At 48.6% G+C, this 16618-nt stretch carries 16 protein-coding genes; 13 read left to right on the forward strand and 3 right to left on the reverse strand.

Annotated features, from left to right (window positions below):
• Position 1 precedes the first annotated feature (1 nt).
• Positions 2-901, reverse strand: coding sequence for an iron uptake system protein EfeO (gene efeO / locus HP568_RS17905; protein ID WP_048035325.1), 900 nt, complete (start codon positions 899-901; stop codon positions 2-4).
• A gap of 370 nt (positions 902-1271) precedes the next feature.
• Between efeO and HP568_RS17910 the strand changes: the two genes are divergently transcribed.
• The 12 genes from HP568_RS17910 (at position 1272) to HP568_RS17965 (ending at position 13282) form a co-directional block, all read left to right on the forward strand.
• A complete protein-coding gene (locus tag HP568_RS17910; RefSeq protein ID WP_173629818.1) occupies positions 1272-2060 on the forward strand; it encodes an HAD-IIA family hydrolase in 789 nt (262 codons plus the stop codon).
• 21 nt (positions 2061-2081) lie between these two features.
• Complete coding sequence (locus HP568_RS17915; RefSeq protein WP_173629819.1) at positions 2082-4163, forward strand: glycerophosphodiester phosphodiesterase family protein; 2082 nt, start codon at positions 2082-2084, stop codon at positions 4161-4163.
• A 61-nt stretch (positions 4164-4224) separates the two neighbouring features.
• Positions 4225-5325, forward strand: coding sequence for an ABC transporter ATP-binding protein (locus HP568_RS17920; protein WP_048035322.1), 1101 nt, complete (start codon positions 4225-4227; stop codon positions 5323-5325).
• A gap of 25 nt (positions 5326-5350) precedes the next feature.
• A complete protein-coding gene (locus tag HP568_RS17925; RefSeq protein WP_173629820.1) occupies positions 5351-6667 on the forward strand; it encodes an ABC transporter substrate-binding protein in 1317 nt (438 codons plus the stop codon).
• A gap of 27 nt (positions 6668-6694) precedes the next feature.
• Complete coding sequence (locus HP568_RS17930) at positions 6695-7582, forward strand: carbohydrate ABC transporter permease (RefSeq protein ID WP_173629821.1); 888 nt, start codon at positions 6695-6697, stop codon at positions 7580-7582.
• 13 nt (positions 7583-7595) lie between these two features.
• Positions 7596-8399, forward strand: coding sequence for a carbohydrate ABC transporter permease (locus tag HP568_RS17935; RefSeq protein WP_048035320.1), 804 nt, complete (start codon positions 7596-7598; stop codon positions 8397-8399).
• An 18-nt stretch (positions 8400-8417) separates the two neighbouring features.
• Positions 8418-9239, forward strand: coding sequence for a sugar phosphate isomerase/epimerase family protein (locus HP568_RS17940; RefSeq protein WP_173629822.1), 822 nt, complete (start codon positions 8418-8420; stop codon positions 9237-9239).
• A gap of 1 nt (position 9240) precedes the next feature.
• Positions 9241-9810: a glycerol-3-phosphate responsive antiterminator gene (locus HP568_RS17945; protein ID WP_048035318.1), complete on the forward strand. Its 570-nt coding sequence runs from the start codon at positions 9241-9243 to the stop codon at positions 9808-9810.
• Positions 9811-9990: 180 nt separating this feature from the next.
• Positions 9991-11088, forward strand: a complete 1098-nt coding sequence (locus HP568_RS17950) for a nitric oxide synthase oxygenase (protein ID WP_173629823.1) — start codon at positions 9991-9993, stop codon at positions 11086-11088.
• A 101-nt stretch (positions 11089-11189) separates the two neighbouring features.
• Positions 11190-11777: an RNA polymerase sigma factor gene (locus HP568_RS17955; protein WP_048035316.1), complete on the forward strand. Its 588-nt coding sequence runs from the start codon at positions 11190-11192 to the stop codon at positions 11775-11777.
• On the forward strand, positions 11746-12675 hold the full coding sequence (locus HP568_RS17960; protein ID WP_048035315.1) for a hypothetical protein: 930 nt from the start codon (positions 11746-11748) through the stop codon (positions 12673-12675). The genes HP568_RS17955 and HP568_RS17960 overlap by 32 nt, the downstream gene beginning before the upstream one ends.
• A gap of 202 nt (positions 12676-12877) precedes the next feature.
• Positions 12878-13282 carry a hypothetical protein gene (locus HP568_RS17965; RefSeq protein ID WP_048035314.1) on the forward strand — a complete coding sequence of 135 codons (405 nt, stop codon included), beginning with the start codon at positions 12878-12880 and terminating at the stop codon, positions 13280-13282.
• A 261-nt stretch (positions 13283-13543) separates the two neighbouring features.
• Here the strand turns inward: HP568_RS17965 and HP568_RS17970 are convergent, their stop codons facing one another.
• Positions 13544-15166 (reverse strand): family 10 glycosylhydrolase, encoded by a 1623-nt coding sequence (locus HP568_RS17970; RefSeq protein WP_173629824.1) that lies wholly within the window; start codon positions 15164-15166, stop codon positions 13544-13546.
• 241 nt (positions 15167-15407) lie between these two features.
• Here HP568_RS17970 and HP568_RS17975 point away from each other — a divergent pair, with 241 nt between their 5' ends.
• Complete coding sequence (locus HP568_RS17975) at positions 15408-16358, forward strand: lipase/acyltransferase domain-containing protein (protein WP_048035313.1); 951 nt, start codon at positions 15408-15410, stop codon at positions 16356-16358.
• A 53-nt stretch (positions 16359-16411) separates the two neighbouring features.
• Here the strand turns inward: HP568_RS17975 and HP568_RS17980 are convergent.
• A partial coding sequence (locus HP568_RS17980) for an LPXTG cell wall anchor domain-containing protein (RefSeq protein ID WP_173629825.1) occupies positions 16412-16618 on the reverse strand: 207 nt, incomplete at its 5' end.

Below are 16618 nucleotides of genomic sequence, written 5' to 3' on the forward strand. Positions count from 1 at the left end.
GTTAGCCTCCTACGATCGTACCCATTTTGGACAATGGTTCAGCCAATGCATCGAGGGACTGACTCAGTTTTTTCACCTGGTCTTCCTTCAATTCCGTGTACAGCACATAGCCGTCGCCTTTGCGGTATGGTGCGAGTGCTTTATCCAAATCAGCGAAGCGAGCTTCAATTTCATTAGCAAGAGCAGAGTCTTTCGCTGTAACAGCAGGCTTCAATACTTTGTAAATTTCGTGAGCGCCTTCCACGTTCGCAGCGAAATCGTACAAGTCCGTATGGGAATAGCGTTCTTCCTCGCCAGTCACCTTGCTTGTCGATACCTCGTTCAAGAGCTCGACCGCACCCGTTACCAGCATAGGCACATCGATTTCGACGCTCTCTACTTTTACGCGGAGCTGCTTCACATCTTGCAGCAGTTGATCCGCGACTTTTCCTTGGTCAGCAACCGATTTGGTTTCCCAGAGTGCTTTCTCCAATTTATGATAGCCGCGCCATTCGTTATCAGGCACATCGCCTTCGCGAGCATCGATCCACGGGTCAAAATCGCCGAGAGATTCTGCGATAGGTTCGATTCTCTCAAAGTACGCACGGGCTGGAGCATACTCCTTTTTCGCTTTTTCCATATCGCCTGCTTTGACGGCGGTGGTGAAGCTTTCTGTTGCTTTTACGAATTGGTCGGTTTGGTCGACGACCCATTTTCGGTATTGATCAATAGAAGCTTGCAGCTCAGGAGAAGGAGCAGAAGCAGTGCTCGCTGACGCAGATTGATCAGCAGCGGCAGGCTTGTCGGGCTGAGCGGCTTCTGGTTTTTTCTCTTCGGTTTGTGTTTGTGCGTTTCCGCAAGCGGCGAGCAAGGAAGAGCTGAGAACAACTGCGGCGATTGGATAACCCCATTTTTGAATCATGAAAAGACATCCCTTCATATGATATGAGTGTATAATTATATGATTATATTTCGATAATGAATATCATTATCATCCACAAAGAATTTTACTCTTTCTTAGACAGTTTGCAATCTTTTTTTGGCATCAATCACTTGGTTAGTTTTGGCGTTGTTCACATAAAACCAAAAGTAGCTCAACAATCCCTTAACAATGTCTTGTTATGATCGATCTATCAACCAAATGAATAACGTCTGTAAGTGGGTCGAGACGTGGAGAAAGCCCTCATACAGCAATAGATTCGAAAAAGACCGTTCGATCGGTTTGCTTCTTTGTGCTATTGCCGTGTATGAGGGCTTTTTGTGTTTTCGAATGAAAGGAGCGAGCAGGGGATTTGCTAGATACAGATAGGTACGATGCGTATTTTTTTGATTTGGATGGAACGATTTTTCTCGGGAATGAACTGCTTCCTGGGGTGGAAAAGACACTTGCCGCGCTGCGGGAGAAGCAGAAAAAAATCATGTTTTTGACCAATACGACGGTACAGACAAGAACAGCTTGTCAGACTCGCCTCCAGAAGCTCGGATTGGCTGCTCGGCGGGAAGAAATCATGACGGCAGCCTATGCGGCAGGATTGTATCTTCAAGAAAATGCGGAGCAAGCGCGTGTCCTGATCGTTGGGGAGCCTGCCTTGGAGGAAGAGATTGCGAGCTTTCATATAAAGCAGGTGCAAGATGCGGAGGAAGCAACGCATGTATTGGTTGGAATGGACCGTGCATTTACGTATGAAAAGCTGCAACAGGCTGCTGACGCTGTGCGAAACGGAGCACACCTGATCGTAGCGAACCCCGATCCGCTATGTCCGGTGCCAGGGGGAGCTATTCCTGATACATGGGCGTTGGCGAGAGCGATTGAAACGGCTGGTGGAGCCTCTGTCTGGGCGATGACTGGCAAGCCGTCCCGGTACTACGCCGATCAGGTTTTTCAACAGCTCCAAGTGCAGCCAGAAAGATGCGTCATGGTGGGTGACCGTTTGGAAACAGACATTTTACTTGGGAAAAACAGCGGCATGAAAACGGCGCTGGTCATGACAGGTGTGACAACCAGCCGCGAACTGGAAGCCACAGAGATTCAGCCAGATTACATCCTTCCGACGATGGAAGCCATGGTGCAAGTCGAGTAGGAAAACGAGGAGGCATGGGAGATGGAGTTGGGAAAGAGCAGCAAAAAGTGGTTGTGGTCACTAATGGCAGCAAGTCTGGTGACAGGCAGTATGCCGTCCGTGATGGCACAAAGCGCGGTGAGCAAAACCTTGCTCATCACAGAAGTTGTCAATGATCCTCTCTTTGATGAAAGCACAGGCGAGTTTATCGAAATCACCAATATCTCCGACGATCCGATTGATTTGAGTGGATACATGATCGGCGACGAGGAAAAGCGTGGAGGAAATGAAGGGATGCATGCGTTTCCGGAAGGCACCATGATTGATCCTTACCAGACGATTGTCATTTCCCGCTATGCTGACGGAATCGTGGAACGCCATGACGACACGCCTGATTTTGAATTGTTCGATTCCATGGAGGACGTCCCTGAGCTATTGCCGACAGATTGGGCGACAGGCAGCATTTATTTGGCGAATGGCGGCGACCACGTCATTTTGATGGACCCTGAGTACAATGTGGTGGATTCGATGGCTTATATGGATGCGAAGGTTCCGGGAGTTACCTCTCATCCGGGAGTAGCTGGCGGACACTCGATGGAACGCCTGACGGAAAAGGATACGAATGATGCGTCCAGAGATTTTGTCGATCAGCCCAAGCCGACCCCTGGTGAGTTGTTGTTTGGACCGAATGCCCGAAAAGACAAGATTCCGGTCTCTGATCTGAAGGAAGACGTGCTGATTGTCCCTGAACCTAAGACGGGAATTGTCCTTCCGCCGACGGTGATTGCCATGTACGACAAGAAGTCCGAGATCGATGCGATTCTGGAAGCAGAAGCGTCGTCCATTTTTATTCCGGTAAAAAAATCCGGGAAGAACGGAGTCGTCACCCAGGACGGCACATCGCTGGACGAGGTACTGGAGCAGATCAAGGGCAAGGCGATCCCGGTGATTCATATCGAGGACAAGAAATTGGTAGCGGAGGTCGACCGCCTGCTCCAGAAAGAGAATCTCTCTGATGTGCACATTGTGTCTTCCCGACCGGAAATCGTCCAAGAGATGCGGGAGAAAAACAATGAATACCGTGGTGCCCTCGTGTATATCGACGGCAAGCTGAACGAAAAGAAGCAAAAGGAACTTGTACGCTCAGCCAGGAGCAGTCGTTCCAATGTGATCGTTCTCTCGCAAACGGCGATGACGGAGGATGTCATTCGCTACTTCCGCAATCGCGGGTTGTCCGTGTGGGGAATTGATCGGGCGAACAAGAGCCAAGCGAGTGAAATGATCGAGATGGGTGTGGCCGGGGTTGTCTCACACGATCCAAAAGAGGTACATGAGCTGCTTAATGCATACCCGGAGAAAAGCATCACGCAACCTCCGATGGTGATGGCGCATCGAGGTATTCCTTCCTTAAAGCCGGAAAACACGATGTACGCCTTTGAAGAAGCGATGGAGCTGGGTGTGGAAATTATCGAGACAGACGTTCACAAAACAAAGGATGGCCACCTTGTCCTGATCCACGACTTTGATCTGGAGCGTACGACCAACGGTACAGGGAAGGTAAAGGATTTCACGCTGAAGGAACTGCGCGAATTGAACGCGAACAAGCTCGATCCAGCAAATCCTTCCTGGTACCAGCCTGAGATTACCGATGCTGTCATCCCTACTATGGATGAACTGCTGGAAGCGGCCAAGGGCAAAGCGGTGCTCATTCTGGAAGCAAAGGGGATTGGGTACGAAAAGGAAATGGCGAAGGCTATCAAGGAGCACGACATGGTTGAAGATGTAATTGTCAGCAGCTTCAGCTCAGAAGTATTGGAGCGTTTCGCCAAGCTCAATCCGGAATTGGGACTGGGCTTTACCTTGAGCGGGACCAAGCCAAAGGAACAACTGGAACAGTATGCCGAAAAGCAGGTAACAGACGCGGTTCAACTGAATGCCCAATACTTTATCAACCATCAGATTGTCACGCCAGAGCTAATCCGATTCGCCAAGCATCGGGGAATCATTTTGACCGTGTATACCGTTAACGAGGAAGCAGATATGAAACGGGCAACCGAGGCGGGAGTCGGGGGGATTATTACCGACTATGCACAAAAACTTTACAATACCCAAATATTACCTTAGTAAGCAATTGTTATAGTCGAGTGATACGTAAAAAACAGCGAGAGATCCAGGGGGGAAAGTCGTGGCTGAAGTGGAATTGCGGCGCATTTCCAAGATGTATGGGGGCCAGAAGGTAGTCAATGAAGTGAGTGCTCGTATTCTGCCAGGAGAATTTTTCGTCCTGGTAGGGCCTTCTGGTTGTGGGAAATCAACCACACTGCGCATGATTGCCGGGCTGGAGGAGATCAGCACGGGAGAGCTGTTGATTGGCGGCAAGCCGATGAACCAAGTCCCTCCGAGCGGGCGAAACATCTCCATGGTGTTTCAAAATTACGCACTTTATCCGCATTTGACGGTAAAAGATAATATTTTGTTTGGTTTGCAGGTTCGAAAAGTAGACAAAGCGGAGCAGGGCAAGCGGTTGGAGCGTGTAGCGGAGATGTTGGGTATCGCGCATCTTTTGCAACGCAAGCCGAAGGAATTATCCGGGGGACAACGACAGCGTGTAGCACTCGGAAGGGCTATCGTCAGTCAGCACCCTATCTGCCTGATGGACGAGCCTTTGTCCAATCTGGATGCCAAGCTGCGCGGGCACATGCGCACGGAAATCCGTCGCTTGCAGCAAGAGCTGGGCATCACGATGATTTACGTTACACACGATCAGGTGGAAGCGATGACGATGGCAGACCGCATGATGGTCCTGCGCGACGGAGAGGTCCAGCAAGTCGGAAAACCTCTCGACGTCTACAACCATCCAGCGAATTTGTTCGTGGCGGAGTTTACGGGGGCACCCCCGATGAATACGGTACCTGCCATTTGGCGGGCAGGCGATCAAGCAGGAATTGAGCTGGCAGGTCAGCATTTTTTGCCACTTCCTATGTTTCACGGTATCAAGGACCAGACCCCGGTCGTTCTCGGTTTGCGTCCAGAGTCACTTCAACCGGCCCTTGAAGGGCAATCTGTTGATGCTTCCTGCCAATTCCCTGTCACCGTGCAGGGAGTAGAGATTCTCGGTTCTGAGACCATTGTGGAATTCACCGTGGGAGACAAGCTGTGGAAGGCCAAATGGAACGGGCAATGGCATTGCAAACGAGGCGAAACCATGCATGTTCGTTTTGATCCAGCTCAGGTGAACGTGTTTGAAGGAGAAACCGGAAAAAATCTAGCAGTTACGACTAATTGAGAAAAGAAAAGGGAGAGGTACTGCGATGCGTAAAGTTGTCAAAAGCTTGTTTGCGGTCGTTATGAGTATGAGTCTGATCACGGGTTGCTCCAGTGGTAATTCTTCGTCCACTAACAACGCGGCGCAAGGAGCCAATTCATCAGGCAAAACAGAGCTGTCCTTCTATTATCCGGTTGCGGTTGGCGGTCCTTTGACCAAGATCGTGGATGGTATGGCAGAGGAATTTAACAAAGAAAACCCAGATATCACAGTCAAACCAGTCTATACGGGCAGCTATCAGGATACGACGACAAAAGTACAGGCAGCTGTACAGGGCAAAACTCCTCCCGACGTAGCGGTGATGCTCTCGACTGAGCTGCATACGATGATGGATATGGATGCAATCCTTCCGATGGACGACTTCATTGCCAAGGATGGCGGCAGCGACTACGTAAATGATTTCTTCCCGGGATTCTTGGCGAATTCCCAAGTAGACGGCAAGACATACAGCATTCCATTCCAGCGCAGCACCATCGTGCTCTATTACAACAAGGACGCGTTCAAGGAAGTCGGACTTGATCCGGAAAAGCCGCCGACATCATGGGACGAGCTGGTTTCGTACGCGGCCAAATTGAAAAAGGACGGACGTTACGGTGTTGAGATTCCTTCCTCGAGCTTCACATATTGGATGTTCCAAGCGTTGGCCCTGCAAAACGGCAAGAACTTGATGTCCGAAGATGGGAAAAAAGTGTTTTTTGATACGCCAGAAAATGTAGAAGCTCTGCAATTTTGGGTAGATTTGTCCAAAAAGCATCAAGTCATGCCTGAAGGTGTCAACGAGTGGGCGACTGTACCGTCTGATTTCTTGGAAGGCAAAACGGCGATGATGTTCCATACGACAGGGAACCTGACGAACGTGAAGAAAAGCGCGAAGTTTGACTTTGGCGTAGCGTTTTTGCCAGCGAAAAAGAACTACGGCAGCCCGACAGGTGGCGGAAACTTCTACATGTTTAAAGGAACGGATGAAAAGAAACAGGAAGCGGCATGGAAGTTCATTCGCTTTATGACCGAGCCTAAGCGCGCTGCACAGTGGAGCGTTGATACAGGTTATGTTGCTACACGCAAGTCTGCTTATGAAGAAGAGACGATGAAGCAATACGTCAAGGACTTCCCGGCAGCAGCAGTGGCTCGTGACCAACTGGAATTCGGTCATGCTGAGCTGTCTACACACAATAACGGCAAAGTGACAAAGCTCTTGAACGACACGCTACAATCCGTGATCACTGGTCAATCCGAGCCTGCGGAAGCATTGAAAAAAGCGCAGGAAGAAGCGGACAAGATGCTGGCGCCGTTCAACAAATAAATCAAGCAAGGCAATGGGGGAGCGACAATGGGGGAACTACGCGCAAAATGGAAAGTGAACATGTACGCCTGGCTCTTGCTCCTTCCCTCCCTCATCTTCCTGCTCTTGTTTACCTTCTATCCGGTTATACAAACGTTCATACTCAGTTTTCATCAAGCGGATCTGGGTTCTCCAGAGCCGTTTTTTAACGGGATAGCTAATTATAAACAAATGGTGGAAGATGAAGTGTTTTGGAAGGTGCTGACCAATAATATCTGGTTTGCCATCGGAACGGTGCCGACGAGTGTGGCTCTCGCGCTAGCTATGGCTCTGTTCGCCAACAAGGCATTACGAGGGAAGAGCTTTATCCGCACGGCTTATTTTTACCCGACAGTTGTTCCGATGATTGCCGTGGCGAACATCTGGCTGTTTATTTACACACCGGAGTACGGAGCGCTTAGTCATGTGATGGAGTGGTTCGGAAAAGGCGACATGAACTGGCTCGGCGATCAGAAAAATGTGATGTGGGCGATGATCTTTATGGTCATTTGGAAGGAAGCGGGCTATTTCATGATCTTTTATTTGGCCGGGCTGCAAAACATTTCACAGGAGCTATACGAATCCGCCTCCATGGAAGGGGCATCATCGTGGACGGTTTTTCGCCGCATCACCTTTCCGCTGCTTATGCCAACGACGATGTTTGTCAGTATTATCGCCTTCACCAACTCTTTCAAGCTGGTTGATCATTTGGTGATCATGACCAAAGGCGGACCGGATAATGCCAGCAATCTCTTGCTGTACTACATATACGAGACGGCGTTTTCTTTCTGGGATCAAGGAATGGCTTCGGCATTGACGATTGTCATGGTCGTGCTGCTGCTATTAGTCGCTGCATTTCAGTTTTTTGGTATGGATAAAAAGATTCATTACAACTAAGGGGGGATGGCAGATGCTTCGCAAAATCACAACGGCTGGAATGTACGGCTTGGCCGTTCTCTGGTTGTTTCCTTTGCTCTGGGCGGTCTGGACTTCCTTTCGCCCGAGAGAGCTGGCGACTTCGTGGTCGTTCAGTACAGATTTTACACTCGATAACTTTGCGAAGGTGTGGGATGCAGCCCCCTTTGACCAGTACTACATCAACACTTTTTTGATCGTGACTGGTATTTTGGTGGCGCAAATGATTACGGCTACACTGGCTGCCTATGCCTTTGCGAAGCTGCAATTTTGGGGGAAGGATGTGCTGTTTGTCCTGTTCCTGATCCAGCTCATGGTCCCGGCGGATATCTTGATTTTCCCCAACTATAACGTCCTGCGTGACTTGTCTTTACTGGATACGAAAATCGGCATTATGCTGCCGTACTTCGCTTCAGCCTTCGGGGTCTTTCTATTGCGACAAACCTTCAAGACAATCCCGCACGAGCTGGAGGAGGCGGCACGGATGGAAGGCTGCTCCTGGTTCCAGATTTTGTGGCGAGTGTACGTTCCGTTAGCGAAGCCGACCTACATTGCGTTTGGTTTGGTCTCGGTCAGCTACCATTGGAACAATTTTATGTGGCCGCTGATTATTACGAATTCCGTGGAAAATCGCCCGTTGACGGTCGGTCTGGCGATTTTTGCCCAATCGTTTGAGACAGGGGCGCAGTGGGCCGAGGTAAGTGCAGCAACGGTCATGGTGATTTTCCCGTTGTTGCTGGCATTTTTGTTGTTCCAGCGGCAGTTTATCAACAGCTTCATCCACTCCGGCGTGAAATAAGAGGGAGGGTCATGAAAGATGAGAGACAAAAGCTCGTTTGCCGTATCCACTTATGCGTTATTTGATCTGTCCTTGCGCAATGCTATCTTTCAGCTTTTGCAGCATGATTGGAAGGGCATCGAGATTATGTGTGAAGAGAATCATGCCGACCTCTTGGACTGGTCCTGGGAGCAGTTGAAAGAGTTGAAGAAGCTGGGAGACGAGAGAGGGATTGCCTGGTCGATTCATGCACCGATTAGTGGCTGCAATCTGGCGGCGGATACAGGACCAACCCGGGATCAAACAATGGACACGATGAAACGCTGCCTGGAGATTGCCAGCTTTCTCGACTGCACCCACGTCGTGATGCATGCGGGGGAGGTAGAAGATCGACTCGCGGAAGGCGAGCGTGCCAGAGGTGTGGAAAATGTGAGTCAGGCACTCCGCGTGTTGACCTCCGAGCTGTCCGCAGAGGGTACAACCATACTGACGGTCGAAAATGTTCCTCCTTATCCAAAAGTGCTGGGGTGGAACGTCGAGGATCTCGTGCGTATATGCCGTCATGTAAACTCATCTCGCGTGGGGATCGTGTACGACGTAGGCCATGCTCATTTGATTCGTCCGGGATATGCGACCGATGCATTGCAGGAGGTGCTTCCTTATTTGTCTGCTCTTCACCTGAGTGATAACTTTGGAAAGCTCGACGATCATTTGGCAATAGGCGATGGAACGATCCCATTCGAATCGATCCTGTCTCTATTGAAAGACAACGGATTCGCGGGTCATTGGGTGGTAGAGACAAAGCAGCTTGGCTGCGCTGAGGTAAGTGTGGAACGGCTACTGAGGGCAGGAGGCGAATAACATGGACATGCATACGATTTTGAAAACGAATCCGGTTATTGCGGCGACCGAACAAGATCGCTTGGGAGAGGCGATGGCGTCCCGGGCATGCGCGATCCTTTTGATGTACGGAAAGCTGACCAAGCTGATGGAGGAAGCCGAGACCATCCGTCAGTCTAGCAAGCCGATCTTTTTGCACACAGACCTCATGAATGGCCTGTCCAATGACAAGGAGGCTTTTCGTTTCTTGTCGACCTATATCCAACCAACGGGCATTGTCACTACCAAAGGACCGATGATTCGCGCAGCCAAAAAGGAAGGGATGCTGACGATCCAGCGAGTCTTTTTGATCGATTCGACCTCCCTTACGACGACCATCAAAAACGTCTTGGAAAACCAGCCAGATGCGATTGAAATCATGCCGGGGATAGCACCTTCTATTATTTCTTATATCAAGGAGCATTTGTCGCAGCCGATTATTTTGGGCGGGTTGATTTGGAATATGGAGCAGGTCAACGAAGCGTTGAAGGGTGGAGCAGATGCTGTTTCGTTGAGTAAGTCGGAGATGTGGAATCACCATATGACAGTTTAGGAGAAAGGGCAGGTGTGAAAGCACCTGTCTTTTCTTTCGTCCATGTTTCTTACAGATATGTGTCCATATGCCTACATCATTGGTAATCAAGCCCGAGTAATTTTATAATGTAGGTAACAAAATTCTACGATGAAGAAAATAACAGCGAAGTGACACCCTTCAGCGTGAAAAGAGGGTAATATGGAACCAATTCAACTGATGGAAGCGGCAGAGCAATTTATCCGGACATGCTATCGTGAACTGGACAAGACAACGGACGAAACCGAGCAACGGCTGCAAGAAGTACGAGAGATGATTCACCAGCAGGGATACTATGAGCATACGGCCGAGGAGCTTCGTCACGGAGCGAAAATGGCCTGGCGCAATAGCAATCGATGTATTGGGCGATTCTTTTGGGAATCGTTACTTGTGATAGATGAGCGGCACGTCGAAACAGAAGAAGAGATGGCGCAGGCCATGCTCCGCCACATCGAATTTGCCACCAATGACGGTAAAATTCGCCCGACCATCACGGTTTTTGCACCTGCTGTGGCAGGCAGAGCTCCCATGCGCATCTGGAATGACCAACTGATTCGCTACGCGGGATACGAGACAGAGTACGGCGTACTGGGTGACCCGATTTCGCTTTCGTTGACGAAGCTATGTGAGAGCTTGGGATGGCAAGGGAAAGGCACAAACTACGACGTTTTACCGCTTGTCGTGCAGATTGGAGTTCGGACGCCGCAGTTTTTTGAGATTCCTCAGGAGCTGGTCTTGGAGGTGCCGATCGTGCATCCTGATTTGCCGGGCTTTGCTGATATGGCATTGCAATGGTATGGGGTTCCTATTGTATCGAATATGCGCATGGAGATTGGCGGTATCGACTATTTGGCCGCGCCTTTTAACGGCTGGTACATGGGAACGGAGATAGGCGCGCGCAATTTCGCTGACCAAGAACGATATAACATGCTGCCAAAGGTCGCAGAGGTCATGGGGCTTGATACGAGCAGGGAAGCAACACTGTGGAGAGACAAAGCGCTTATCGAGCTGAACGTAGCCGTCCTGCATTCCTTCAAGGAAAAAGGAGTATCGATAGTCGATCACCATACGGCGAGCCAGCAATTCAAGCGATTTGAGGAAAGAGAAGAGAAATGTGGTCGACCCGTTACTGGTGACTGGACATGGCTGGTTCCGCCGATCTCCGGAACAGCTACACACATTTTCCATAGTCAGTACGACAACACAATCCATACGCCGAATTTCTTTTACCAAGACAAGCCGGAGCTCGGCAAAAAATAAGGCTTTCACATGTCGCGAATTTGCTTCGCGGCATTTTTTTTGCACGCGATGTCACATACAGGGTGATGTGGTACGTTATACCAGTTGGAAGGAGGGAGAGAGTGGACACGAAACAGATAGAAGAACTCGTGGATGAGATCATTCAGGGAGCAGATGACCGCTATGCTGCCATCATGAAAAGCTACCAAACCCCGATATTTCACTACTGCTATCACATCTTGGGGAATCGATGCGAAGCGGAGGATGCTACACAGGAGGTCTTCTTCAAGGCTTATCGCAACTTGAAACAATACAGTCCAACCATGCCGTTCGCAGCTTGGCTTTATAAAATAGCCTATCACCATTGCATCGATCTCATCAGAAAAAGGAAATGGACAAAGATGTTACCATTTTTGATGCAGAACAAAGACTCTCAATCTGACATCGAGCGGCATATTGAAAATGTTTATTTCAGTGAGGATGTATTTCTTGCGATGCAGACACTCTCGGTAGAGGAAAGAACGCTTCTCTTACTGCGAGGCGTGGAAGAAAAGACGTACGAGGAAATTTCCTTGATCATGAACAAAAACGCTGCGAGTCTGCGCAAAAAATTCGAGCGTACGGCATCGAAGTTCCGATCCGCTTATTCTCCTTTAGGGAAGGGAGGGTCAGCTCACGATGAGTCCAAACAAATCGCACGAGAGTATTAAGGACCTGTTCAACGACCCGCGCATCCCGCAGGAGATTGACATTAGCCATCAGGTGATGACAAAAATCAAACGAGAGAAGGAGAGATTTTTTGTGAAATACAAGGTGAGTATTTTGGTTGCGATCGGATTAATCGCAAGTATTTCGTCGGGGTATGCTGCTGTTCAATTCTATCAGTTGAAGAGCCCGCAAGGAGAGGTGTTGTATCAAGAGAAAGATGTAAAAGAATCAGGCGCCAAAACAGTAAAAGAGCCAGATCAAGAAATGGATGCCTTTTTAAATAAACGTTGGGAAATCGAGGATAATATGGAGCCGGGAACTGTCGCAGCTGTCTACATCGTTCCTCACAATCCTCAAAAACAAATCGTGACGATGACGGCTCCATTTGATTATAAGACTTTGGCTGATGTTCAACAGAAAGTGGGAGAGCAGATATTCTTGCCAGAAACTTTGCCAGGACGCCATGCTTTTTTGGATGCCCGACTCGAGTTTGGCATCAAGAACGAATATGACAAAGCTGCCTTGTATCAGCAGGCGGAAAAAGAGAAGAAAGAATACGTCATGCAGCCGTTAGCGTGGACAAATGAATTGGAGTATCTGTACACGACATATCAATCTGGAGAAAGCTATATTAATTTGAACATCACGAATTATGAGGGAGTAGAAGGAAGTACAACTTATGTAGCCAATCTGGATCAACAGAAAAAAGAGGTAGTCAAAGTAGGACAAATCGAGGTGCTTTATACAGAGGAAGCCAAAAAAGACCGGACTGACAAGAGTATCATGTGGGTGATGGAGTATGCTGGAAAGAAAATGCAGTATGAAGTAGTCGCGACTGGAGACGTATTAAGTAAAGGAAACATCAGTGAGTTTGTAAATGCCATGATGCCGAAAAAATAAAGCTGCCAATGTCGCGAACATGCTTCGCGGCATTTTTTGTGGCGAATTGTGAAGTGTATCTCAGAGAACCAAGAATGCGCGATGAATTAAGGAAAATTTTAGTTTTACCCCACGATTTTGTTTAATATTTCCTCTTACCCTAGATTTAGCAGGTAAGAGATTTACTTGCATACAAAAAAGGAAATGAAAAGGAGCGAGACCAATGAAAAAGAAATGGATGACAACTGCATCAGCTTTGTTACTTACCGGGGTGATTGGTACTGTTATACCGTATGCAACCACAACAGCAGATGCTAAAGCAAACGTAACGGAAAAAAGTAACCTGGACCTAAGAATTTCTTTCGTTTTTTCTGAGGATGGCCAGGGAGTAACCATTAAAGACAGTAAATTAGGTGATTTCAAGGCTACGGTTAAAGATCTCTCCGAAAAGTTAGGTATCAAGGCAGATGATCTTAATCTATCTTCACATATCATCGAAATGAAACCAAATGCGACAGGCAGCAAGATTATTGTCAAAGAAACTTCCTTTAAAGGTGAAGTAAAAGAGTATGAGACCAGCGATAATGATGTCCTCATGCTGTTTGGTCTTCACAAAGTAACTAAATAAGCAGGACATAACTCACCATCCACAGTCCCACCCCCCCTAGGTATCTCGGACCATGCTATGGGAAACCCGTATTTTAAAGGGAAGCTGGATGGTATCGAAAGCGTGGACGAAGGAACATCGAGCCGTTCACCAATAATGATCCGATCTCCTTGGAAGCGCAACACAGGTTATTGTAGAAAAATGAACGTAGAAGCAAAAACCCCCGAAACACATGTAGCAAGTTTGCCCTGCTACGAGTATTCGGGGGTTTTTGCTATTTATCTAGCGGTTGTAATAGCTGCTAAGAGCTGGGAGCAGACCTAATGGATTTTTCCGCAAGTCCTTGGCACTAAAGAAAATGCTGCCCTGAACCTGAGGAACCATCGCGTTGTAATTCAACTGGTTGATAATCTCCTGGGCACTCTGCCAGCCAGCTTCAGCCGTTCCCAGCTTGTAAGGGGAATGACCGATGTAAAGCTTGACGTTCGTCCCTTGTACTTCGTTTGCCCACCACGTAACGAGCTTGTCATATTGGGCAGGGGCGAAGGAAAAGCTCCAATAAATTTGCGGAGTTACATAATCGATCCAGCCTTGTTGAATCCATGTGCGCACATCGGCAAACATATGGTCATACGCAGTAACGCCAGCTTTTGTATCGGAGCCGGTTGGATCGACGTTGCTGTTGCGCCACACACCGAATGGACTGATCCCGAACTGAACGTGAGGCTTGACGCTCTTGATGGACTGATTCAATTGTTGAACAAACTGATTGATATTATCGCGGCGCCAGTCTGCTTTGGACACGATTTTTTTGCTGTTGTAAGCCTTGAATGCTGCATCGTCTGCAAAGGCGACATTGGAAGGATAGAAATAATCATCCAAATGGACGCCATCGATGTCGTAGCGCTGCACGACTTCCATTACTTCATTGATAATTTGCTGACGTGCCGCCGGAATACCCGGATTGATGTACAGCTTTTTGTTGGCATTCACAATCCAGTCAGGGTGCTGCTTGATCACGTGATTCGCTGGCAATTGATCTGTTTTGGCATCTGTAGTGGCACGGAACGGGTTGAACCAAGCATGGAATTGCATCCCGCGTCTATGCGTTTCTTCTACCATGAATGCAAGCGGGTCGTAGCCAGGATCTTTCCCAGGGGTTCCCGTCAAAAATCTCGACCATGGGGTGAGTGTAGAAGGATATAGCGCATCTCCAGATGGACGCACTTGCACGAAAACAGCGTTCATTCCCATGGCTTGCAGCTCATCGAGCAGTTGTATGTATTCTTGTTGCTGTTTCGCTGGGTTTGCGTAAGAACCGGAAGATGGCCAGTCCAAATTGTAGACCGTAGATATCCATACCCCGCGCAAATCTCCGTTTGTCACGACAGGTGTGGCTGGTTCCATTCCGCCAGTTTCACTCAATACATCCTGGGGTGGCGGAGTCATGGTAGCGACGTTGCCGCTTTGCAGGCGAATGGTTCTTGTTTTGTCTTCCCAGTTTACCGCAAGACCCAATTGCTCGGAGACAAAACGCAGCGGAACCATGATTCTTCCTTGCTTGTTCTGAACAGAAGCATCGAGTGGGACGCTGCTGTTGTTCACGAGAGCGTTCTTTTGATTAACCTTCAGGGACAACAAGGTATCTTGCTTACTGATCGTTGCGGTTTGAGACTTTGGCTCCCAATTTACTTCCGCTCCCAGATTTTCACCGATCACTCGCATAGGAACCATCGTTACATTTGCTTTTGGAACAATGTACGGAGCGACGTCACTTTTGATTTGTTGCCCGTCCAAATAGATGCTGATGCCAGAGGATGTCTGCGCGGCCTGCACGGATATCCCCATCGTTGGAATACATAGTACGAACATTAGCAAAAGCATAAACCACTTGCGTACCTTCATTTTTGCCAATCCTCCGACAAGTATAGATTTGCTTACTACATTAGCCAATTCGTTAGACGCTTTATTATATCGCTTTGTTTCGCTCAAGTGGGAAGATAATTGTAACGATTCGCTCCATTTCGGCAAAAAATGACGAGACTCATCGAAGCAAGGGAACCACCCAAGCTGCTCTGGCATAGGCAAAAGCATATGTTGTTTTCCATCTGGTCATGGGACAAAAGGGAGGGAGAGGAGTGCAAGCATGAGTTCTTTTCTTGCGCAAAAGGCACCGATTGTTTTTGTTCCGGGGCTGTTTGGGTCGATGAGTGATCAAATTATTCCGGGTACTGGTGACTGGGGCTTCGGGTTTGCCCGAACCGCTTACGAGCCATTTATCCGTTTGCTTGGAAAAATGGGGTACCCCCTCAATGAACAATTATTTGTAGCTTTTTATGATTGGCGAAGGCAGATCGATATTTCAGCCGAGCGCTTTTTGCTGCCTGTCATCGAGCGAGCGAGGCAAACGACCGGTTCTCCTTATGTCAATCTCATTTGCCATAGCATGGGGGGCCTTGTTGCTAGAGCCTATGTCCAGAGCGAATTTTACCAAAACGATGTGGATCAGCTGCTGATTTTTGCGACTCCTAACGCCGGATCGCCTGTCGCTTACAGCTACTGGGCAGGAGGGAAGCTGCCGCGCTCCGTTTCTGCCAAAAGAAATGTCGTAGAGCTATACATGAATGTATATCTGGCTTATCTGGAGCAAAGCATCCCTTTTCATCGTATACAAGCTATACACAGACATTTCCCCAGTCTCCTTGATCTCACCCCGTCAGCAGCATATGGCGATTATTTGCTGGAGAAAACACAGGGGGTCGAAGCCTTCGTACCTTATGAACAGATTGTCGTGAAAAATCAATACATGGACTACTTGAACGCAACGATGGGAATTATCGCAGCCCGCAATATTCGCGTCACGCTGGTAGCTGGCATCGGACACGAAACGATTCATTACCTGCGAACAGTCCCTTCGCTGTCTCCCGATAAATGGGTCGATGGCAGAGTAGTGGGTTCGATCAATAGTGACGCTGGGGATGGGAGTGTCATGGCAAACAGTGTATTTGCGCTGGAAGGTGAGCGGTATTACGTAGAGGCGACACATCTGGAGATTTTGTATAAAAGTGAACCGCTACTCCGGCAGTTGCTAGAGTAGGGAAAAAAGAGGACCAAGCCGGGAAATCCCCTGGACTTGGTCCTTTAGATGAGCTATGCTTTTTTGTTTCTGCGATACATGATCGACATACCGATCAAGATCGAAACGATACCTGCAACGATCGGGATTGGGTTAGCCTGTTCGCCAGTCTGCGGCAATACTTTGCCTGTAGATGGAGATTCGTTGCTAGTTTCCAAGACGTTGGAGTTATTAGCAGCTCCTGAATCATTCGGTTTGGTTGTATTTCCTGTTTGATTCAA

This window comes from Brevibacillus sp. MS2.2 (assembly GCF_013284345.1).
Lineage (GTDB): Bacteria > Bacillota > Bacilli > Brevibacillales > Brevibacillaceae > Brevibacillus > Brevibacillus brevis_C.